Genomic DNA, 21,752 nt, shown 5'->3' with positions numbered 1-21,752 from the left:
TAGGATATGCGCGCCATGCATGCGCCGGTACCAGAGATCATCCCATCGGAATTGCTGCTGCGTGCCTATCGCAGCGGCATCTTTCCCATGGCCGACCACCGGAACGACCGCGAGGTCTACTGGGTCGAGCCGCGCGAGAGGGCGATCATCCCGCTCGACGGTTTCCGCATGTCGAAGAGCCTGCGCAAGGTCATCCGGCAGGATCGCTACCGCGTCACCTGTGACCGGGATTTTCCCGCAGTGATCTCCGCATGCGCCGAGCCACGCGAAGAGCATGCGGAAAGCTGGATCAGCCACCAGATCGAGGCGAGCTACATCGCTCTACAGGAGCAGGGACACGCCCATTCCGTGGAGGTCTGGCAGGACGGCGAACTGGTCGGCGGCCTTTACGGTGTGGCTTTCGACCGGGTGTTCTGCGGCGAGAGCATGTTCAGCCGGGCGGACAATGCCAGCAAGGTCGCGCTCGCATGGCTCGTCGCAGCGATGAAGCGGGCCGGCTACGTCTTGCTCGACTGCCAGTTCATGACCGACCACTTGGGCTCGTTGGGCGCTGTTGCCATGCCGCAGGCCAGATATCTGGGATTGCTGCATTCTGCCCGGGGCGTGCCCACGGGTCGCATCCCGCAGGCGATCGCCGAAGCGAACGCTCATTCCTCGCCCGGGAACTCCATCGCGCAGGCCTTGACCCACACATCATAGATCGGGTGCTCGACCACGTTGATCGAGGGCTTGTTCTTGAACAGCCAGCCGGAAAAAACCGAGCGGAAATCGTTCTCGCTGCCGCGCTCGCGCACGAGGACCTGCACGAAAGCGCCCTCGTCCTTTTCGAATTCCCACGGCGCCGTGCGCTCGCATGCCCTAAGGCGCACGATGACATCGCCGACACGCTGCTGCTCGCCCGGCCTCAGTTCGAGGTCCTGCGCGAGATTGTTGCGCTTGTTGAGCAGGCCGATCGTCGCAACGCGCTCTTCCATCGGCGTGCCGATGCCGGCGACTTCCGCGACCGATGCAGGTGGCGGAGCCACTTCCTGCAGTTCTTCGGGGATCTCGGTTTCGACGGGGGTCGGCGCGGCCGGATCGTCCGAGCAGGCCGTCAACAGCGCAAGGCCGGCAAGAAGTGCGCCCGTGCGCATCATGCTCAGGCGTCCGGCGACCAGGCTTCGTAGTCGCCCACTGCGCGTGCGCGCTTGCCACCCTTTTCGAGTGCACCCTGCGGTCGGTAGGCCTTTTCAGTACCGGTCGCATTGGGCGTGTACTCAGCTTCCCAGATGCGCGGCGGCGGAAGGTTGCTCTCGGGCACATCGTCGAATGCGCCGTGCAGCCAGCCGTGCCATTCGGCAGGGACGCGGCTCGCATCATTTGCACCCTCGTAAATCACCCATCGACGCTCGCGCTGGCCTTCGCCACGCTTCTTGGAGCGGTAATAGGTGTTGCCCTGTGCGTCGGTACCGACCTTCTCGCCATTGCGCGAAGACCACAGGAGCGTGCCGATGGTTGCACCGTTCCACCAGGTGAATATTTTGCCGAGGAGACTCATGGCCGCGCGCTTAGCCTTGTTTTGGACGCGCCTCAAGCGCCCTTGAGGGCGCCGGTGCTAGCTTTACCACCGGACCAGATCGCCCGGCTCGATGCCGAGTTCCTCCGCGCGGCCGCCGCGCAGTTCCAGAACCCCGCTGGTGGTCCCCTGCGAATAGACCGATTCGAGCGAATAGGGCTCGGTCATCGCGGCGATATTGAGGATCCTGCCGTCGGTCCCGATGAAAATGATGTCGAGCGGGATCGGCGTGTTCTTCATCCAGAAGCTGCGCGCGGTCTGCGGCTCGCTCGGGAAGATCATCGCCTCCCAGTCGCCCAGCTCCGTGCGGAACATGAGGCCCTGCGCCTGCGCCTCGCGGCTGGCGGCCAGCTCGGAACGGAATTCGAAGGTCTCGTCGCCACTGGTGACAGTGACCGGAACGATCTCGAGGCCCGACACCGGATGGACGCTGGGTGCCGCCTCTTGATTGACGCTGGCCGGTGCCGGTTCTGCGGAAGGCTGGGGCGAGCAGGCAAAAAGGACGGCCGCTCCCGCAGCGATGGAAAATCCCCTTGCGATCAGTCCCGTACGTCCCAAGCCCATTCTTCCAACTCCTCGACCGTCCGCGCCTCGACGATGCGCCGGGCGTGGTCGAATCCATGGCCCGCGCGAATGATTGCGGCAAGCTGCTTTTCGCGCCGCTTGTGGGCTTCCTCGACCGTCTCGTCCGATCCCGGCCGCGCAAATGGACCGAGTCGCCGCCGCTTCGCCAGCGCTATCGCCGCCTGCCGGGCCTCCGCTTCCTCGGGAGCAGCGTCGCTTCGCACCTCCTCGTCTATGCCGGCCGCCCGCAGTGTCTCCTCCACCCGCCGAGCGCCATAGCCGCGCGCAAGCAAACCGTTCGCCTTGGAGCGGGCATAAGCTTCGTCATCGACATAGCCCTTGTCGGCGAAACGCTCGACCAACGCATCGATGTCGGGCTGGCCGTCACCCTCCCATCCGCGCTCGCGCAGCTTGCGCTGGAGATAGGCCCGAAGCTTTCCTGTGGACGTTGCGAAGCGAGCAACATAATGGAGCGCGAGGTCGTTCAGCCGCGTGCGATCAAGCGGTTTCGGCGAACGACGATTGCGACGCCTTGTTGCGGAAGCATCAACCATCGGCCATATTCTTGCCACAGTCCTTATCGATTGGGAAACATCGAATGAGGGGCCGCGGTAGGGAGCGCGGCAAATTTCTGCATTTGGGTCGCCATAAGGCACTGAATTTCAAAAGGTATCATAACAAAGCTATGAACGACGCCGTTTTGACGCCGACGCCGAACGACTGCAACCTGCAACGACGCAGGAGCGACTTCGCGACTTTCAACGACGCGATCGACTATGCAGCCCGGAGCGAAAAGGGACTCAATTTCCACGACATGCGCGGCAACCTCGCGCGCGTCTATCCCTATTCCGAAATGCGCAGCGATGCGATCGCGATGGCCTACAAGCTGATCGCTTCGGGCATCGGCAAGAACGAGCGCGTGGCGCTGGTCGCCGAGACGAGTCCGGAATTCTCTGCGTTGTTCTGCGCCTGCATTTATGCCGGCGCCTGGCCCGTCCCCCTGCCCCTGCCGACCACTTTCGGCGGCAAGGAAAGCTATATCGACCAGCTAAAGGTCCAGCTTGAGAGCAGCGATCCGCGCATTCTCCTCTATCCGCCCGAAATCGCCGAAATGGCCAAGGCCGCTGCAGACAAGCAGGGCTGCGAGGGCGAAAGCTGGGACGTCTTCGCCCAGCGCGAGGGCCCGGAGTGCGAGCTGCCCGAGGCCAAGCCCGACGATATCAGCTACCTCCAGTATTCCTCCGGTTCGACGCGTTTCCCGACCGGCGTCGCCGTGACCCACGAGGCGCTGCTCCACAATCTGCGCGGCCATGCCCAGTCGATGGACATCGGCACGAACGACCGCGTGGTAAGCTGGCTGCCCTGGTACCATGACATGGGCCTCGTCGGCTGCTTCCTGTCGCTGATCGCCAACCAGGTCTCGGTCGATCTGATCCGGACCGAGCACTTCGCCCGCCGTCCGCTCGCCTGGCTCGACCTCATCAGCCGCAACAAGGGCACGACGCTCAGCTATTCGCCGACCTTCGGCTACGATATCTGTGCGCGCCGCATTTCGAGCCAGAGCCACGTCGCGGACCGCTTCGACCTCTCGCGCTGGCGCACTGCCGGCAACGGCGCGGACATGATCCGCCCCGATGTCATGCAGAATTTCGTCAACGCATTCTCCGATGCGGGCTTCAAGGCGAACGCATTCACGCCGAGCTACGGACTTGCCGAGGCGACGCTTGCGGTCACCGTGATGCCGCCGGGCGAAGGCATCCGTGTCGAGCTGGTCGAGGAAGAGCGCCTTTCGGGCCGTCCGCGCGACCTCAAGAATCCCGCGCGCTACCGCGCAATCGTCAATTGCGGCAAACCGATCCCGGGCATGGAGGTCGAGATCCGCGACGAGCAGGGCAATGCCAAGGGCGACCACCAGATCGGCAAGGTTTGGTGCCGCGGCAAGAGCGTCATGCACTCATATTTCCGCAACGAGGAAGCGACCGACGAATGCCTCGTCGACGGCTGGCTGGACACCGGGGACATGGGCTACCTCGCCGATGGCTATCTGTTCATCGTGGGCCGTGCGAAGGACATGATCATCATCAACGGCAAGAACCACTGGCCGCAGGACATCGAATGGGCGGTGGAACAGCTGCCCGGCTTCAACCACGGCGACATCGCCGCCTTCTCGATCGAGACCGAGAGTGGCGAGGAAGCGCCCGCCGTGCTCGTCCATTGCCGTGTTTCCGAGCCGGAAGAGCGCATCAAGCTGCGCGACCAGATCTCCGACAAGGTCCGCGGCGTGACCGGCATGAGCTGCGTCGTCGAGCTTGTGCCGCCGCGCACGCTGCCGCGTACCAGCTCGGGCAAGCTCAGCCGTGCAAAGGCCAAGAGGCTCTACCTTTCGGGCGAAATCCAGCCGATCGAACTCGAACTGGCCGCCTAGTTTCGGCAAACCGCTGATCCGGAAGGACAGAGGCGCTTGAAACTCGTGTTATAGAGACCTAATACAGAACTAAGGCTCACACGCCCTGGTTCTCTCGGAGGTCTGCTGAAATATCATGAGTGACGAAACGCCCAAGCCCGAAGCTGCGCCTGCACCCGCAAAGGCCGCTCCCACGACTACGGCTGCGCCGCCCGAGTTCGACCTGACCCCTCCCGACCCCGTACCCGCGGTCGCGCCCGAAAAGGCGGCCGGCCTCGTGCCGGTTTCCGAAGAGGTTAAGAGCAAGCTCGAAACCAAGGTCGACGGCTTCGTGGACGATCTCATTTCGCAGGACGCGAACTCGCCCGAATTCGGCAAGAAGGTCGACCAGCTGACCAACATGGGCCGCAAGGAAATCATGGCGGCGGCAGGCATGTCGAACCGCTTCCTCGACCGCCCGGTCCGTGCGATGGACAAGGACGAAGGCGTCGGCGCGAACCTCGCCGAGCTGCGCCGCGTGGTCGAAGACCTCGATCCGGGCAAGCGCGGCAAGCTCTCCGGACCGCGCAAGATCCTCGGCATCATTCCTTTCGGAAACAAGCTGACCAACTACTTCCGCAGCTACCAGAGCGCGCAGACGCACATCCAGTCGATCCTCTCGAACCTCGCCAGCGGCAAGGACGAGCTGATCATGGACAATGCAGCGATCGACGTGGAACGCCAGAAGCTTTGGGAAGCCATGGGCAACCTCGAGCAGATGATCCACATCTCGAACACGCTCGATGAAAAGCTCGAGGAAAAGGCCGCGGAACTCGACGCTACCGATCCGGCGAAGGCCAAGGCGATCCGCGAGACCGCGCTGTTCTATGTCCGCCAGCGTACGCAGGACCTGCTCACGCAGATGGCGGTCAGCGTGCAGGGCTACCTCGCGCTGGACCTGGTGAAGAAGAACAATGTCGAGCTCGTGAAGGGCGTCGACCGTGCCAGCACCACCACCGTGGGCGCGCTGCGCACCGCGGTTACCGTGGCGGAAGCGATGACCAACCAGCGCCTCGTGCTGGGCCAGATCACTGCACTCAACGATACCACGGCCGGCATCATCGACAGCACCAGCACGATGCTGCGCGACCAGACGGGCAAGATCCACGAACAGGCCGCCGCCAGCACCATCCCGCTCGAGACGCTGCAGCGCGCCTTCCAGAACATCTACGACACGATGGACGAGGTCGACCAGTTCAAGCTGCGCGCGCTCGACAGCATGAAGCAGACGGTCAACGTGCTCACCGACGAGGTCGAGAAGTCGAAAGGCTACATCGCCCGCGCAGAAGGGCAGGCACAGGCACAGGCCTCGATCCAAGAATCGAACCTGCTGAGCATCGAAGGCTGATATGAACGACCTCACCCGCGACAGTGACCGGATCATGCACGAAGCGCAGAATCTCGCGCGACGTGAACCGCGAGGGCGGCTTCCATCGCCGTGGTGGCTCGATCGGCGCTGGTTCGGCCAAGGTGAAGCGCAAGCACCTGGTGAAGAAAATCCGCAACGTGGTGATCGCGGTCTTCGCTATATGGCTCGCCAGCGGCATCGCCGGCGCGATGTTCAGTGGCATCGGCTTCTGGGGCCTGATGGCTGTGCTGGTCGCCAGCATCGTCGCGATTGCCGTCTTCTCCAGCTTTCCCAAGATGGAAACACCCAAGCGCGGTGACCTCAACAAGGGCAATGTCCAGCAGATGGTTGGTCGCACGGAGCTATGGCTGGAAAGCCAGCGGCCTGCGCTGCCGCCTCCCGCGGCAAAGATCGTGAGCGACATGGGTGTGCAGCTCGACGCGCTCGGCTTGCAGCTTGAAGGAGTCGACCAGAACCATCCCAAGGCGCGTGAAGTGCGCAGCCTTGTGGGTGAGCAACTGCCCGAGATGATCGACAGCTATCGCAAGATCCCTGCACACCTGCGTACCGAGGAACGGGCTGGCGCGACACCGGACCAGCAGCTGACCGACAGCCTCGGCAAGATCAGCGGCGAAATCGATTCGATCACCCGCCAGCTGGCCGAGGGTTCGCTCGACGATCTTGCGATCAAGCACCGATATCTCGACTACAAGTTTGGCGAAGGTGCCCAGACCGCACCAGAACTGGAGCACAAGAACTGATGCGCGTTCCGCTTCCTCACGATCTCGGCAAGGACGAGGTCCGTCGCCGATTGAAGGCCCGCAGTCACGAAATTGCCGATGCAATGCCCGGTGGCATGGCAGAAGTGGAGACCAGCTGGCCCAACGAGGACTGCATGGCGCTCGACATCAAGGCGATGGGCAATGTCACCCGTGCACAGGTGTTGATCGAGGACACGCAGGTGATCTTCGAAGTCGACCTTCCCCCCGCGCTGTCTTTCGTCGAACCGGTCATCGCCGGAGCCATCCGCAAGAAAGGTCAGAAGCTCCTCGAAGCAAAATAGCTCCAGATAATCCGACAAATATCGACTTTGTCGGGAACCTTTCGATAATTCAGGCGCTTTCTGCGAACGCAGGGCTTTGCCTCACCGCTTTGTCGGGTCTCCGTTTCGTCGACCTCCTGCCGTAACACTCGGAAATAAGGGGGTCCGAAGTGAGGAAAGAATTACGCGAGGCGACCGATGCTGCGCACAGGCGGCTCGACGCTGCTGCCGGCGCGCTTCCGCTGACCTGCGATCATGATTACGCGATTTTCCTGAAGGCTCAGTACAGCGCCCGCGCCGCGATGGAGCGGGCGTTTGCGCTTACGCCCCCCGCCGGAATCGAAGCTCCGCCAGCACAAACTCCTCTCCTGGCACGCGACATCGCTTCGCTTGGCCAGGTCCTTCCGGTTTCCAACGAGGCGCCCATCTTCGACAATCCGTTCGAGGCCCTCGGGGCCGCCTGGGTCATCGCCGGCTCCTCGCTTGGCAATCGCACGCTGCTTGCCCGGCGCCGCAAAGAAGGCCTCGCGGGCAAAGACGCGTTTCTTTCCGATCCATCGATGCCCGAGTATTTCAAGAGTTTGCTTGCGGTGATCGAAGTGGTAGATCCCGAAACCTCGCTCGAGCCGGCTACCCGCGGCGCCCTGAAGTGCTTCGCACTGTTCGAAGGCGCATTTGCCGACCACCTGATGGAGCAGGCCGCGTGAGCCAGGAGGTCGACATTACAAATTGCGACCGCGAGCCGATCCACAAGCTCGGCAAGATCCAATCATTCGGGGCGCTCGTCACGGTCAATGGCGACTGGTTCGTCAGCCAGCGCTCGACCAATCTCGAAAACATGCTCGGCATCGACCGCGAGGTCGAAGCAGGAGCGAAACTTTCCGATTACCTCGATCGCAACGCGTTCATGAGGCTTCGCAGCGCGGTCTCCGTCATTGCCGACGGCGACCAGGTTGAGCGACTCTTCGGTGTAGCTCTTACCGGCTCCGACGATCTTTTCGACTGCGCCGTGCACCAGTCCGGTGCCTACCTCGTCATCGAGATTGAACCGCATGCGAAGGGCGATCTCAACCGCCAGATCGGCTTGCTTCGCCCGATCATGAGCCGTCTCGAACGGCACGATACCGTCGAGGGCATCGTGCAGGAGGCAGCCCGCCAGCTGCGGTCCTCGCTCGAGATGGACCGCGTGATGGTCTATCGTTTTCACGACGATCTTTCCGGAGAAGTCGTTGCCGAGGCAAAGCGTGACGGGCTCGAAGCCTTCCGTGGCCTCCGCTATCCTAAGAGCGACATCCCGGCCCAGGCGCGCGAGCTCTATAAGCGGAACCGTTTCCGCATCATCAGCGACGTGCATTCCGAACCTGTCGACATCGTCCCCGAACACACGATCGAGGGCAAGGAACTCGACCTCTCGATGAGCACTCTGCGAGCGGTCTCGCCGATCCATATCGAGTATCTGAAGAACATGGGCGTCGACGCATCGCTGTCGATTTCCATCGTGATCGGCGGCGAGTTGTGGGGGCTGTTCGCCTGCCACCACTACGAAGCCAAGATGCTTCCCTATTCGCGGCGCACGACGGCCGAGCTGTTCTCGGAGATGTTCTCGCTGCTGCTCGAAAGGGCACTGCATACCCAGAGCGAAGAACTGCGCATCGCGGGCCGCGAGGTCCACGACCGCCTGATGCGCGATATCGCTGCCGGTACACCGCTTAGCGAGAGCCTCCCGATGCTCTCGCCAATCATTCAGGACATCATCCCGCACGACGGCGCGAGCGTGTTCATCGACAATGTCTACGAAGCGCAGGGTGCTGCGCCCAACGAGGAAGAATTCCGCGCGATCGTCGGCTCGCTCAATGCAGCCGCCACGAGCAAGATCTTCGCGACCGACGCGATGGGCGAGCGCATTCCCAAGGCCGAGCGCTTCTCCGATCGTGTGGTCGGCGCGCTCACCATCCCGGTCTCGCGGACTCCGCGCGACTATCTCGTCCTGTGGCGCAAGGAATTGAGCCAGAGCGTGCGCTGGGCGGGCAATCCGGAGAAGCCCGTCGAATACGGGCCTAATGGGGCGCGCCTGACCCCGCGCAAGAGCTTCGAGGCGTGGCAGGAGACTGTCGAGGGCCGAAGTGCTTCCTGGACCAGCGGCGAGCTGCAGGTCGCAGAGGGGCTACGCGTGACGCTGCTCGAGATCATCCTGCGACTGACCGACGAAGCGGTGCAGGAGCGAGCGAGGGCCCAGAACCAGCAGGAATTGCTGATTTCGGAGCTTAATCATCGCGTCCGGAATATCCTCAACCTCATCCGCGGGCTGGTGAACCAGTCGCGCGGAGAGGCCCAATCGGTCGAGGATTTCTCCGAGATCGTGGGCGGGCGCATCTCCTCGCTCGCTATGGCGCATGAGAATATTACGAAGGGCAACTGGTCCTCAGCTCCGCTCCATGAACTGATCGAGACCGAGGCCGATGCCTATCTGTCCGGCAAGACCAGCCGGATCACCATCGACGGACCCGATCCGATGGTTGTGCCCGAGGCATATACGGTGCTCGCACTCGTCATGCACGAGATGGTGACCAACTCGGCAAAATACGGATCGCTGAGCGACAACAGCGGCGAACTGCTGATCGAGATCAGGCAGCCCGATGACCGAGCCCTCGAAATCCACTGGAAGGAAATCGGCGGACCTCCGGTAAAGCCGCCCCAGCGGCGCGGCTTCGGCTCGACGATCATCGAACGCTCGATCCCCTTCGAGCTGGGGGGCGAGGCAAAGGTCGAATACAAGCTGCAGGGCCTGGAGGCGTATTTCATGGTGCCGCAACGTTTCATCTCATGGGACACCAAAGCAGCGCCGGTGCAAGCGCAGCAGAAGAAGGACGAAGCCTCGGCTCCCGTGCTCGACAGCGTTCCCGATCACGTTCTGCTCGTCGAAGACAGCATGATAATCGCTCTCGACACGGAAGACTGTCTGAAGGAACTCGGCGTCGAGAAAGTCGTGGTCGAGAGTACGGTGACTGGTGCGCTCAAGGCACTCGAGCGCAACGAGCCCGACCTCGCGATCCTCGACTACAATCTCGGCAGCGAGAGCAGCGAGCGGGTTGCCAAGGAGCTTGCTCGCAGGAAAATCCCATACTGGCTGGCCAGCGGCTACGGTGAGCTAGAGGATCGCCTCGAGGAACTCGGCGCAACCGGATTGCTGACCAAGCCCTATGGCAAGGACGACCTCGTCTCGATCCTCAAGTCCTGAGCGGCAGGCCAACCACCAGGCAACGCGGGCATCCTGAAAAGTCGACCTCCTGCGCCGATGGCGCGAAGCCCGATCCGCCTGCCTCGATGCGCAGGCAGCCTGTTTCGCAATGACCCTCCAGCGGGATCAGCTGGACGGGTCCTTCAGTCTGCGCTGTGACCACGCCGCCAGCCGGGTTCGAAACCTGTTCGACAGCGAAGTACGGGCCTTCGACAAGCATTTGCGAGCGCGTCGGATCGACTGTGCGGCGCAGGTCCGCCGGGTGCGATGAGCCGAAAGCGCTTCCGATCGCTTCATCGAGATGCAGGGGCCGGTCGCGCCCGTAATCGTAGAGCCGGTAAGTGATATCGGTGTTCTGCTGTATTTCGACGATCGACAGCCCTGGACCCATGGCATGAACCGTGCCGGCGGGCACGTAGAGAAACTCGTTTACCGCCACCTCGCGCCAGTCGAGCAGGTGCTCGATCGAACCGTCGAGCGCGGCCTTCCGGATCGCATCGCCTCCGATCTCTTCCCTGAAACCGGTTGCCAGCCGGGCGCCGGGCTCGGCATCGATGACCAGCCAGCACTCGTCCTTGCCGCGCCCCGTCGGGCTGAGGCTCCCGCGCGGATGGACCTGCACGGACAGCTTGGCGCTGGTGAAGAGGTACTTTGTGAGGATGCTGTCGAGCGGCGCGGGTGGCGCGTACCAGATCTCCCCGACTGCCTCCGTGCTATCGCCGACGATTCGCCTCGGCAGGCCGGTCCGCCCCCATGGCTTCTCGAGCAGCCAGGGTTGCAGTTTCAACGCTTCGCTCATGCGCGATCTGCCGTGTCCAACATTCGCACTGATTGGGCAGCTTCGCGCGAAAGCACGAGGACCTCGTCCCCGTCGACCACGACGACCACGCCATCGAGGCCCACCACGGAAATGCGCGGCCCGTCGCTCACCGTCATGACGCCGTCGGCCCCGACACACTGCGTGCCTGGCGCGCAAAGGTCGAGCCCTGCGGCCTTGCGCGCGAGAAGCAAGGCATTCCAGTCCCCGATATCGGACCAGCCGATGTCTGCGCTCACCACCGCGGCGCGGTCGGTCGCTTCCATGACGGCATAGTCGACACTTTCCGCGGCGATCTCGCCGAAAGGCGCAGCGCCGGGAAAAAACATGACCTTCGCTACGGCCGCCTGCGACCGCCTCGTCGACGAGCTTGGCCATCTCGGGACGATGCTTCGCCAATTCGTCGAGGTACTCGCCCGCACGGAAGAGGAAAATTCCCCCGTTCCAGACGAACTTGCCACTCGCGAGATAGCTCTCGGCGGCCTCGCTGTCAGGCTTCTCGACGAAGCGGGACACGGCGTGCCCCGACCCCAGCGCCTCGCCGCGTGCGATATAGCCGTAACCCGTTTCCGCACGGTCGGGAGCGATACCGAAGCAGACGAGCATTCCCTGCTCTGCGAGGCTCTTCGCCGCCTCTACACCTTCGAGAAACGCATCTTCGTCGCCGATGTGATGATCGCTCGGGCAAACCAGCAACACCCTCTCGCGCGGAACTCTTTTTGCAGCCAGCGCGATCGCCGGCGCCGTGTTTTTCGCATCCGGTTCGACGATGAGGTGATGCGGACCCGCCTGATCCTCGATCAGCCGCATATGGGCGCTGCCGGCCACGACGATTGGGTCCGCGAATCGCGTGCAGTCGGCCACGCGGTCCAACGTCTGCTGAAAGAGCGTGCGATCGCCTAGGAGCGGCAAGAACGGTTTGGGCCTGTCCGGGCGGCTCAGCGGCCACAGGCGTGTGCCGCTTCCTCCGCACAGGACGACAGGCTGGATCACTTGCATTTCCTTATTCGGGCCGCTTTCTGCGCCCCTCCATAGGCAGTGCTTGCGCGCTTGTCAGTTGAAGAAACGCTGCCGGTAATAGAACGGCGCGGGCACTGGATTGCCTGCGGCATCGCGCGCCGGTTCGAAGCGGATCTGCTCGTAGGACAGGCGGCAAACGACTGCGTCGGTCTCCGGGAAGGGGCTTGGCTGGTAGATCGAACACGCCGTTACCCGGCCCTGCGCGTTCACCGTCAGACGCACGATGACCGATTCCCCGATCCGGGCCTGTCGACCACCGGGCGGGATGGGAAAGGCGCTGCTGTCGGTGATCGAGCGGATGAGGACGGGCTTGGTCGCCGCGACGCCGCCCTGCCCGCTGCCGCCACGCCCCGACCCGGTGCCGGTGCCGCTGCCTGCAGCGCCGGTACCATCGCCCGATTGCGCCGCACCCGAAGTCGTTGCCGCACCCGTCGATGCGGCGCGCGGAACGGGCCGGTCCTCGCGAACCTGTTGCCGCGGAGTGGGCGCGGAGACCGGTTGCGGAACCGCCTCTTCGCCCGGATCGCCCTGCGCGCCCTCGTCCGGTTCGGGCTCGGTCACGGGGGTTTCTTCCTCGGGTGCGGAAACCGTCACCGTGAACGCGGAAACCACCGTCCGCTCGACGCTCGCCACCGTGCCGGGCGCAAGAGCACGTATTAATACGTAGAAGATTCCCAAATGAATCAACAGTATAAGAGCAATAACCCAGGGGTTGAGCCGCTTCTTGGTCGTGCTGAATCGGGTGGCCGTTTCGGACATGAAGCAAGAACGGGAGAAGCCGCCGAGACGTTCCGGCCGAATTTGCTCCCGCCAGCGCCGCTTCGCGACAGGGGATTGCCCATGGATTCCACAGCTGCCGTACTCCCCTGCTCCGATCGGAGAAGCAAAGGTCCCGGTGCAAGTGCGATACTCCTCCCGCTGGCGGGACTGATCGCTTTCGCCGCACTCGCCTATCTCAGCATCGCGCTGACCCGGGGAGAGGGGCGCATTGCCGTCGTCTGGTTGCCAAACGCATTGGCAGTAGCCTTCCTGCTCCGCTTCCGCGTGCCACGGGAGGCGCTGTTCCTTGCGGCGATGTACGCAGGCAACTTGCTGGCGAATCTCTATGCAGGCGATTCCATCGTCACCGCAGGAACGCTCGCGCTTGCCAATTCGGTAGAAATCCTGCTGGCGGTCACGCTGGTGCGGCGGTGGTGCGGACCGCGGCCGGACATGTCCGACACGCATGACCTCGGGCACTTCATGGTCGCGGCAGGGCTGATCGCGCCGCTATGCTCTGCGCTGGTGGCATCGGTCGCGCTCATTGCATCCGACGGCCTGTCGCTGGCCGCCGTCATCCGCTGGGCGGGTTCCGATGCGCTCGCCATGCTGATCCTGGCACCCAGCGCCCTCGTCCTCCACGATGCCTTGAGGAAACCGCGATTGCCGACTGGGCGCGAGGCTTTCGAATGGCTGGTTCTGACCGGTTGCGGAACGACCCTGACCCTTGTCGTCTTCAACCAAACCCAATACCCGCTGCTCTTCCTCGTACCGCCCATCGTGGTGGCGCACGCCTTCCGCCTTGGTGCATTGGGTACTGCGTTTTCCACGCTCAAGGTCGCGGTGATCGCGCTGATCTTCACGCAATTGGGCAAGGGGCCGATCAACCTTCTCCCCGTGCCGATGGCCATGCAATTGCTGGTGCTCGAGACTTTTCTTGCCTCGGCCATGGTGGTCGGCCTTCCCATCGCTGCAGTGCTCGCCACACGCGACCGGGCGCGGATGGAGCTCGACGCCGGCAGGCAGCAGCTCGCCCTGCTCGCCGACAACATCACCGACGCCATCCTGCGTTTCGACTTGGATGGAAAGTGCACTTACGCCTCGCCTTCGGTGGAAACCGTGCTCGGCCTCCCCCCGGGCGAATTCATTGGCAAGGGTGCCGGCGATCGGGTTCATCCGGAAGCCACACGAGCGATCCATGACGTTCAGGAAGCCCTGCTGACCGGCAAGAAGGACAAGGAGCGCTTCACTTACCGGCGCTATCTCGATGCGGAGGACGGTAGCGCGGTCCATATCGAAGCCGATTGCGCAGTTGCGTTCAATTTCGAGACGGGCGAGCGCGAGGGTATCATAGTGTCGGCGCGCGATGTCACCACCCGCGTCGAGCTTGAACGCCGCCTCAAGCGCGCAACCCGCCATGCCGAGAACGCTGCGCGGGCCAAGGCGGAATTCCTCGCCAACATGAGCCATGAAATCCGCACACCAATGAACGGCGTGCTCGGGTTTGCCGACCTGCTTTCGCGAATGGACCTGGACGAAGACGCAAACCGCTATGCGCAGCTGATCGTACGTTCGGGCCGCTCGATGATGATGCTCCTGAACGACATTCTCGACATCTCGAAGATCGAATCGGGAAAGCTGGTACTGAGTTACGAGCGAGTCGACATCGAACAACTCATCGCCGACTGCGCTCACCTCCATCACGAAGGCGCCGAGCGGAAAGGAATTTCGCTTGTCACAGCTGCCGAGCCAAACCTGCCGCAGTTTGTCAGCAGCGATCCGCTGCGTCTCAGGCAGATCCTGCTGAACCTCCTGAGTAATGCGGTAAAGTTCACGGAAAGCGGAACGGTCTCGCTGTCGGTCGAAAGCGAGGGTGAGACGCTGGTGTTCGTCGTCGAGGACAGCGGGATCGGGATCGCTCCAAGACGGCTCGAGGAAATCTTCGCGCCATTCGTTCAGGAAGAGGCGAGCACGACGCGCCGCTTCGGGGGCACAGGGCTCGGCCTCAGCATCTCGCGCCAGCTCGCCGAATTGCTTGGCGGATCGCTTTCGGCCGACTCGATGCCCGGACTTGGTTCGCGCTTCACCCTTCGCATTCCGAAGCAGGCCGCTGGGAGCATGGCGGGAGAAGCTGCAGGCGCTGGGCGCCGGGCGACCGATGTCGAACGGCCCAATCGTGGCCGCGTCCTGCTGGCTGAGGACCACGATGTGAACCGCATGCTGGCGACCGCCATGCTCGATGAGCTCGGGCAGGAAGTCGTTGTCGCGCAGGACGGCCTGGAAGCGGTCGAGGCGGTGCTCTCGGCAAGCGAACAGGACGGCGGCTTCGACCTCGTCCTGATGGATATCCAGATGCCCGGCTGCGACGGCTATTCAGCGACGCGGATGATCCGTGATGCCGGGAAGAGATCCGAGGACCTGCCGATCATCGCGCTCACGGCCAATGCCTTTCCCGAAGATGTCGCAGCCGCGCAGGAGGCCGGGATGCAGGCGCATCTCGCAAAGCCGCTGGTCTTCGAGGATCTGGCAAAGGCTCTCGCCCGATGGATGCCGGTTCGCATTGTCGACGAAAGCGCGCCTCCTCCAAGCCCTCGAACGGCCCCGCCCAAGTCTCCGGAGATGCTGGCCCGCTGGAACGAGCGGCGTGAAGAGGCGATCCAGGCGGTGAGCGAGGCGCTGGGAGAGGACGACTTGGAAGGCGCGCGGACCGAGGAGCTGGCACGCACGGTGCACAAGCTGGCCGGCACGGCCGCCATGTTCGGCGAACCCGGTCTTGGCAAGAAAGCCGCCGCGCTTGAACGCGCGCTGCGCTCGGGGGTTGAGCCGGACGTCCGCAGGCAGCTCGCAGAGGAACTGCTCGACGCCGCCTGACCGCCCTGTCAGGCAAACCCAAAAGAAAAAGGGCGACCCCGCGGGGCCGCCCTTTCTTGTTTGGTTTGATCGAGGGATCAGAACTCGTAGCGAGCGCCAACCTGGATCTTCCAGGCCGAACCCGAGATCGAGATCGACTGGTCATCATCGGGGTTGAAGTTGTCGATGATGTAGCGGCCTTCATCGTCGTAATCCGCGAACGAAGTCGGGATGTCGAAGTTGAAGATCACGCGGTTCGCTTCTGCGTCGATCATGTTCAGGACGTTGTCGAAATCGGCGAAGATTTCGAGGCGGTCGTTCACCAGGCCGGTCAGCTGGCCGAAGAACGGCAGTTCCTGGCTGATGCGCATGTCGAGATCGTACGACCAAGGGTTGCGGCAGGTGTTACGCTCGATGCTAGCACCAGGCGTGAACTCGCAGCCCGACGCGTTGACGTAGTCGATCAGTTCCTGGACCGCGGCCGGATCCGACTGCGGCGAGAGGAACGGATCGTTCACGCCCGACGGGACGTAGAGCAGTGCGTTGTCCGAACCCGAAGCGCTGTCGTTGAAGACGCTGCCGCCGTCGAACACGAGGCTGTACGGACGGCCCGAACGGGCGCGGAAGAACAGGCCGAGACGCGTTGCATAATCGCCGAAGAACTCTTCACGGAAGCTGATTGCTGCCGTGATGTTGTGGCGAGTTTCGAAGTTCGAGGTCGAAACAGCCGGGTTCTGGCGATCGAAGGCTGCAGTACGGTCGAACGACGAAGTCGCGGTCGACGAAGCGACGTCACGGTTGTTGCTCGAGTCCGTGAAGGCGTAGCCGAAGCGGACGTTGACGCTACCACCGTCGGTGATGATGCCACCGTCGAAGCGCTTCGAAAGCAGCATCGAGGCGATGTGGCTTTCGTAGCTCGGACCGTTGGTCAGCTGGATGAAGTCATCCAAGCGCGTACCGAAGCAGTCACCGGTCAGGTTTTCGTAGACCGGCGGCGTGCCACCCGTGCCGACGAGCGTCGCGTTACAACCCGTACGGTTGATATCGAGCGCGTCGTAGATCGGGCGTCCGTCGATGGTGAAGCCGTTGAGGCCTTCATCGGGGTTCGGAGCCTGCACCAGATCGACGAAGTTCAGCGTGTCGTTGAACCGCGAGTAGATGTAATCGAGGTTCAGGCGCCAGCCGCTGAAGAAGCCGGTGTCGGTGCCGATGTCGCTTGCGAAGCCGAGGTTCGCACGAACGACGGTCGGAACGTCGAAGTCCGGATCGGTCGACTGGACGTCACCACCGCCGCGAGCAGCAGTTGCCGAACCGGAGTCGGTGACACACTGCGGGAAGCCGGTGAAGTTGCCCTGTGCGTCCAGAACGTTGGTCGGCGTGGTCGAGCAGAACACCGAGGTACCCAGCGCGGTCGAGAAGCCGTTGTTCGAGAACGCGTTCGAGAAGTACACGACCGGGTCACCGCCCGAGAACACGCCGACACCGCCGGTGATGCGCGAGTTCGAGAAGAACCCGTCATTGTCGAGTTCGTAGGTGGCGCTCAGGCGCGGCAGCAGGACCGGGTCCAGCTTGCCGAACGAGTTGGCATTGGTGAAACCGAAGCGATCGAAGAACGCCGGGTTCGTGCGCGGTGCGTCGCCGTCATAGATCTGGACGCGGAGGCCGGCAGTAACGCTCAGCTGGTCGGTCGCCTGCCACTCGTCCTGTGCGTAGAACGAGTAGATGTTGCGGTTGAAGCGCGCAGCGGCTTCGTTGATGTCGCCGGTCGGAGTGGCGTTGATGTCAGCGCCATATGCCTGGCCGGTGGCGATTTCGAATGCGTTCGGGAAGAACTCGAAGCCCTGGCTCAGGACACCGTTTTCGAAATCGTCGAGATTGGCGAAGTACAGCGTACCGGTCGCGTTGATGGCGAACAGGTTGAACACTTCCAGCGAGTTCGCTTCGGCACCGATCTTGAACAGGTGGTCGCCAGCATCGATGTTGATCTGGAATTTCGCTTGGTCGATCTTCGTGTCGAGCTGGTTTGCCGAGCGGAAGATGCCCGGGCCGGTGCTCAGCACGCCGTAGTTGAATTCGCCCGGATCGTTTGCGTCGGGAACCTGCGTACCGACTGCGAGACGCACCGTCGGGTTGTCCGACTGTGCTTCACCGAAGCCGACCGGACCCTGCTTGTCGCCCACTTCTGCGCGGCTGAGGCGCAGCTCGGTCGAAACCTTGTCGCTCCAGTCCGAGTAGAGACGGACCGAGTAATAGTCCGAGATCGTGCCTTCGTCTTCGAACGAGTTCAGGCCGGTGATGTTGCCGCCGCCGAAGTCGGGCTCGACGTTCGATTCCTCAAGGCGCTGGTAGGTCGCTTCGAGACGGTGATCGTCATTGATGTAGGCGTCGATACGGCCGAAGTAGCGGACGCTGGTTTCGTCAAGCGTACGCGGGTAGCCGCCCGGGTCCTGACCGTAGACATCGCGTGCGATCTGCGAGAAGCGATCGAACTGTGCCTGCGTGACACCGAATTCGGGGTTGGCGAAGCCGCCGCCGAGCGGACCTTCGTCATTCGCGTCGCCGAGGTCGGTTTCTTCGTAGCCTGCGTAGAAGAAGAGGCGATCCTTGATGATCGGGCCGCCGAGGGTGACACCCCAACGCTCTTCGCTACCCGACGAAAGAGGCACTTCCTCGCCATCCGGACGGATGATCGTGTCGGCCAGCATGCTGTCGTCGTAATAGGTGTAGAATGCCGAGCCATGGAATTCGTTCTGGCCCGACTTGGTGACGACGTTCACGAGACAGCCCGTGAAGTCCGAATATTCGACGTCGAACGGCGCGAATTCGACCGAGGTCTCGCGAACCACGTCGAACGGAAGTGGCAGCGAGTTACGCGCTGCGAACGGCGTGCCGTTGAGGCCAAAGACGTCGGCCTGGACGATGCCGTCGACGGTGAAGGTATTCGAACGGTCGTTACCGCCGAGGCACGAGATACGGTCGACTTCGTCGGCGCGCTCGAGGCTGACACGCGGGTCGAGGCGGATGATGTCGCGAACGTCGCGCGAAAGGCTCGGGAACGCTTCGAGGGTCGCTTCGCCGAATGCAGTGCCCGGACCGACAGCGAGCTGCTGGACGTTGGCACGTGCGCCGGTGACGACGATCACGTTCTCTGCCGCGCTCTGCGTCAGTTCGAAGGTGAAGCTGGTGTTACCCGAAACGGTGATGAACTGGCCTTCGACGGTCTGGCCTTCGAAGCCGTCCGCCTGTGCGGTGACCGTGTAGGGACCGCCCGGAACCAGCGAGCCGACGCGGAACGTGCCGTCCGGGCCCGAGGTGAGGACGCTGCTCTGGCCGGTACGCGTGTCGGTGACGGTGACCGTCGCGCCCTGGATCGCAGTGCCGCTGTCGCTGACGACCTGGCCTTCGATGCCCGAGGTGATCTGCTGCGCTGCAGCAGGTGCAGCGACCATGGCGGCCGTTGCGGAAAGGCTGACCGCACTTGCGGCCAAGAGATACTTGAACTTCATCGGAGAAGACCCCTTCGTCTTGTCGGATAAAAAAATCGGATGCACTTAACGATGCGCAGCCCCGCTAGGCTGGCGATGTTTCGCCAAAGCTATCCTTTTGTGACAGAGTCAAGACAACGCACCCACCCCTGTGGAGGGCGAGTCACGAATTGGTGAAAAAACGCTTTTTTTCAGCCATTTACCGCTGTTGCAAAAACCACACAGGTACCAAAAAGATTCGTTTTCTAACGAAACTCGTGCGCGACGGGCTGTGCCTCAGGCGAGATTGATTTCACGCAGGCGCTGCAGCAGGAACTCGTGGCTCGAGATCGGCTCGGGATGATCGGTCGGATGCTCCGGGTCGATACACGAGGGCAGAGTCTCGATCACATAATCCGGGCGGAAGTGCAGGAAAAAGGGCATCGAATAGCGTGCCCGATATGCAGCTTCGCCGCGCGGATTGACGACGCGGTGAGTGGTCGAACGCAGCTTGCCGTTGGTTAGCCGGTCGAGCATGTCGCCTACGTTGATCACCAGCGCACCCTCCGGAACGTCGACGGCCTTCCACTGGTCCTGCTTGGTCAGCAGTTCGAGGCCCGCCTCTTCGGCGCCGAGCAGCAGCGTGATCGTGTTGATGTCACCATGCGCGGCAGCGCGAATGGCACCTTCGGCCTGTTCGCCCTCGAGCGGCGGATAGCGCAGCAGGCGCATAACCGAATTGCCGTCCTCGACAGTGGCTGCGAAAAATTCGCGCGGCAGTCCGAGGTGGATGGCGATCGCCTCGAGCACCTTGCCGCCGGCCGTTTCGAACGCGGAGTAGAGCTCGCTGAAGGTCTTGCGGAAACCGTCGACTTCATCGGGCCAGACATTGTCCGCCATGAATTCGGCTAGCGGGTGGCCCGCGGGAAGTTCGCGGCCGACATGCCAGAATTCCTTGAGGTCGTGGACATTGGCGTCCTTGGCCTTTTCGGTGCCGAACGGCGTGTAACCACGCGCGCCGCCGCCGCCGGGAATGTGATAGGCCTTCTTCACGTCTTCGGGCAACGCGAAGAATTCCTTCGACAGCTCTTCGGCGCGATCGATCAGCTCCTGCGGGATGCCGTGGTCGCGGATCACGGCAAAGCCATATTCCTGGAAGCTGCGGCCGATCTCGTCGGCAATGCTCTCGAGCGGCTGTGCCAGCGACACAACCGCAATGTCGGTGTTCGATTCGGTCATAATGGTGCGCCCTTTAATACGGGAGGAAGATCCCCGCCAGCGCTGCGCTCATCAGATTGGCGAGGCTGCCGGCGGCGAGCGCGCGAATACCCAGCTTTGCAATCACCGGTCTTTGATTTGGCGCAAGGCCGCCGGTGACGGCCATCTGGATTGCGATCGAGCTGAAATTGGCAAAGCCGCACAGTGCGAAAGTGACGATGGCACGGCTGCGATCGGTCAGGGTACCCGCTTCCATCGCGCCCAGTTCGATGAAGGCGACGAATTCGTTCAAGACGATCTTGGTGCCGAACAGGCCGCCGGCGAATTGCGCCTGGCTCCAGTCGGAGATGCCGATCATGTACATGACGGGCGCGAAGACATAGCCGAGCAGCTGCTGGAAGGTGACGTCGGGATAGCCGATCAGTCCGCCGATCCCGCCCAGCACGCCATTGGCGAGCGCTACGAGCGCGACGAAGACCATGACCATCGCACCCACTGCCACGGCCAGCTTCACGCCGGTCTGGGTACCCTGTGCCGCGGCTTCGATGACGTTGGCGGGCTTGTGGCCCTCCTCGAATGTCTCGGCGACTTCGACCTCGTGCGGTTTGCCGCTTTCGGTGAGGGCTGCCGGGCCTTCTGCGCTGATACGCGCGTCGGGCAGCTTGATCTCGCCTTCGGTGCCGGCAAGCTCGGCCGCGTCGCGCGCGAGATCGCTCTCGTCGTCGGGCATGATGATCTTCGCCATCAGGATGCCGCCGGGCGCCGACATGAAGGCAGCCGCAAGCAAGAAAGGCACGGCCTCGGAACCGATGAAACTGGCATAGGCCGCGAGGATTGTGCCCGCGACGCCGGCCATGCCGACGCTCATGAGCGTGAACAGGCGGCTTGGCGTGAGAGCCGCAAGATAGGGGCGGACCACCAGCGGGCTTTCCGACTGGCCGACGAAGATGTTGGCCGCGCTGCCCAGCGCCTCGACTTTGCTGATGCCCGTGATCCAGCCGATTGCGCCGCCGACCCAGCGCACAAGGCGCTGCATGATGCCCCAGTGGTAGAGGATCGAGACGATCGCCGCGAAGAAGACGATGACCGGCAGCGCCGCGATCACGAAGGTGTTGGTGAAGGGGTTGGAGCCCATCGGGCCGAACACAGCCTCGATCCCGACCTTGGAGAAGTCGAGCAGGGCGATCACGCCGTTCGACATGCCCTCGATCAGCTGGACACCCCAGGGCGTACGCAGCACCAGCAGCGCCATCGCCGCCTGCAAAGCGAAGGCCGCGCCCACGACGCGCAGCTTTATGCGTTTCTTGCCCGTCGACAGGAGGAAAGCGATCGCCAGAATGGCGATGATACCGAGAATATTGATGACCACTGGCGGCATGCCGACCCCTCTGGCTACGCGACTAGTTGCGGATGAAATCAGCCGCTGTCTTGCGC

At 62.9% G+C, this 21,752-nt stretch carries 18 protein-coding genes and 1 pseudogene; 8 read left to right on the top strand and 11 right to left on the bottom strand.

The genetic code is table 11. From position 1 onward, the window contains the following. The first annotated feature begins 15 nt into the window (after positions 1 to 15). Positions 16 to 699 (top strand): leucyl/phenylalanyl-tRNA--protein transferase, encoded by a 684-nt coding sequence (aat, locus tag ACZ1G8_RS08315; RefSeq protein ID WP_472678984.1) that lies wholly within the window; start codon positions 16 to 18, stop codon positions 697 to 699. On the opposite strand, the gene ACZ1G8_RS08310 is transcribed toward aat, so the two are convergent. The 4 genes from ACZ1G8_RS08310 to ACZ1G8_RS08295 all read right to left on the bottom strand — a co-directional run bounded on the left by ACZ1G8_RS08310 (position 648) and on the right by ACZ1G8_RS08295 (position 2,673). Then, a complete protein-coding gene (locus ACZ1G8_RS08310; RefSeq protein WP_472678983.1) occupies positions 648 to 1,136 on the bottom strand; it encodes a DUF2155 domain-containing protein in 489 nt (162 codons plus the stop codon). The two genes, aat and ACZ1G8_RS08310, sit on opposite strands and share 52 nt — an antisense overlap. Positions 1,137 to 1,138: 2 nt before the next feature. Next, positions 1,139 to 1,537: an NADH:ubiquinone oxidoreductase subunit NDUFA12 gene (locus ACZ1G8_RS08305; protein WP_472678982.1), complete on the bottom strand. Its 399-nt coding sequence runs from the start codon at positions 1,535 to 1,537 to the stop codon at positions 1,139 to 1,141. A 63-nt stretch (positions 1,538 to 1,600) separates the two neighbouring features. Continuing rightward, the gene (locus ACZ1G8_RS08300) at positions 1,601 to 2,119 is read right to left on the bottom strand and encodes a DUF192 domain-containing protein (RefSeq protein ID WP_472678981.1); all 519 of its coding nucleotides are present in this window, start codon (positions 2,117 to 2,119) and stop codon (positions 1,601 to 1,603) included. Beyond that, positions 2,095 to 2,673: a regulatory protein RecX gene (locus ACZ1G8_RS08295; protein ID WP_472678980.1), complete on the bottom strand. Its 579-nt coding sequence runs from the start codon at positions 2,671 to 2,673 to the stop codon at positions 2,095 to 2,097. Before ACZ1G8_RS08295 ends, ACZ1G8_RS08300 begins: the two co-directional genes overlap by 25 nt. Positions 2,674 to 2,804: 131 nt before the next feature. On the opposite strand from ACZ1G8_RS08295, the gene ACZ1G8_RS08290 reads away from it, so the two are divergent. From ACZ1G8_RS08290 to ACZ1G8_RS08265, 6 genes are all read left to right on the top strand, one after another. Beyond that, on the top strand, positions 2,805 to 4,544 hold the full coding sequence (locus tag ACZ1G8_RS08290) for a fatty acyl-AMP ligase (protein ID WP_472678979.1): 1,740 nt from the start codon (positions 2,805 to 2,807) through the stop codon (positions 4,542 to 4,544). A gap of 115 nt (positions 4,545 to 4,659) precedes the next feature. Continuing rightward, entirely contained in the window at positions 4,660 to 5,910 is a 1,251-nt protein-coding gene (locus tag ACZ1G8_RS08285) for a toxic anion resistance protein (RefSeq protein WP_472678978.1), read from the top strand. 62 nt (positions 5,911 to 5,972) lie between these two features. Then, positions 5,973 to 6,671 carry a hypothetical protein gene (locus tag ACZ1G8_RS08280; RefSeq protein ID WP_472678977.1) on the top strand — a complete coding sequence of 233 codons (699 nt, stop codon included), beginning with the start codon at positions 5,973 to 5,975 and terminating at the stop codon, positions 6,669 to 6,671. Further along, the gene (locus tag ACZ1G8_RS08275) at positions 6,671 to 6,973 is read left to right on the top strand and encodes a polyhydroxyalkanoic acid system family protein (protein ID WP_472678976.1); all 303 of its coding nucleotides are present in this window, start codon (positions 6,671 to 6,673) and stop codon (positions 6,971 to 6,973) included. The genes ACZ1G8_RS08280 and ACZ1G8_RS08275 overlap by 1 nt, the downstream gene beginning before the upstream one ends. A gap of 149 nt (positions 6,974 to 7,122) precedes the next feature. Then, positions 7,123 to 7,659, top strand: coding sequence for a biliverdin-producing heme oxygenase (locus tag ACZ1G8_RS08270; RefSeq protein ID WP_472678975.1), 537 nt, complete (start codon positions 7,123 to 7,125; stop codon positions 7,657 to 7,659). Then, positions 7,656 to 10,190, top strand: coding sequence for an HWE histidine kinase domain-containing protein (locus tag ACZ1G8_RS08265; protein WP_472678974.1), 2,535 nt, complete (start codon positions 7,656 to 7,658; stop codon positions 10,188 to 10,190). Before ACZ1G8_RS08270 ends, ACZ1G8_RS08265 begins: the two co-directional genes overlap by 4 nt. On the opposite strand, the gene ACZ1G8_RS08260 is transcribed toward ACZ1G8_RS08265, so the two are convergent. From ACZ1G8_RS08260 to ACZ1G8_RS08245, 4 genes and pseudogenes are all read right to left on the bottom strand, one after another. Then, a complete protein-coding gene (locus ACZ1G8_RS08260) occupies positions 10,180 to 10,989 on the bottom strand; it encodes a class I mannose-6-phosphate isomerase (protein WP_472681288.1) in 810 nt (269 codons plus the stop codon). The two genes, ACZ1G8_RS08265 and ACZ1G8_RS08260, sit on opposite strands and share 11 nt — an antisense overlap. Beyond that, complete coding sequence (locus tag ACZ1G8_RS08255) at positions 10,986 to 11,336, bottom strand: hypothetical protein (RefSeq protein WP_472681287.1); 351 nt, start codon at positions 11,334 to 11,336, stop codon at positions 10,986 to 10,988. Before ACZ1G8_RS08255 ends, ACZ1G8_RS08260 begins: the two co-directional genes overlap by 4 nt. Positions 11,337 to 11,394: 58 nt before the next feature. Next, a pseudogene (locus tag ACZ1G8_RS08250) lies at positions 11,395 to 12,006 on the bottom strand (mannose-1-phosphate guanylyltransferase); the annotation flags it as partial. A gap of 54 nt (positions 12,007 to 12,060) precedes the next feature. Continuing rightward, the gene (locus ACZ1G8_RS08245; protein WP_472678973.1) at positions 12,061 to 12,786 is read right to left on the bottom strand and encodes an energy transducer TonB; all 726 of its coding nucleotides are present in this window, start codon (positions 12,784 to 12,786) and stop codon (positions 12,061 to 12,063) included. Positions 12,787 to 12,867: 81 nt separating this feature from the next. Between ACZ1G8_RS08245 and ACZ1G8_RS08240 the strand changes: the two genes are divergently transcribed. Next, on the top strand, positions 12,868 to 15,657 hold the full coding sequence (locus ACZ1G8_RS08240) for an ATP-binding protein (RefSeq protein ID WP_472678972.1): 2,790 nt from the start codon (positions 12,868 to 12,870) through the stop codon (positions 15,655 to 15,657). Between the two features lie 77 nt (positions 15,658 to 15,734). Here the strand turns inward: ACZ1G8_RS08240 and ACZ1G8_RS08235 are convergent, their stop codons facing one another. The 3 genes from ACZ1G8_RS08235 to ACZ1G8_RS08225 form a co-directional block, all read right to left on the bottom strand. Beyond that, a complete protein-coding gene (locus ACZ1G8_RS08235) occupies positions 15,735 to 19,142 on the bottom strand; it encodes a TonB-dependent receptor (protein ID WP_472678971.1) in 3,408 nt (1,135 codons plus the stop codon). Positions 19,143 to 19,397: 255 nt separating this feature from the next. Next, entirely contained in the window at positions 19,398 to 20,339 is a 942-nt protein-coding gene (locus ACZ1G8_RS08230) for an isopenicillin N synthase family dioxygenase (RefSeq protein WP_472678970.1), read from the bottom strand. Positions 20,340 to 20,352: 13 nt separating this feature from the next. After that, positions 20,353 to 21,696 (bottom strand): NupC/NupG family nucleoside CNT transporter, encoded by a 1,344-nt coding sequence (locus tag ACZ1G8_RS08225; protein ID WP_472678969.1) that lies wholly within the window; start codon positions 21,694 to 21,696, stop codon positions 20,353 to 20,355. Positions 21,697 to 21,752: the final 56 nt, after the last annotated feature.

This window comes from Qipengyuania sp. BR81-2, from assembly GCF_055693895.1.
The sequence above is the reverse complement of the archived record's forward strand: the minus strand, read 5'-3'. Positions and strand labels throughout refer to the sequence as shown.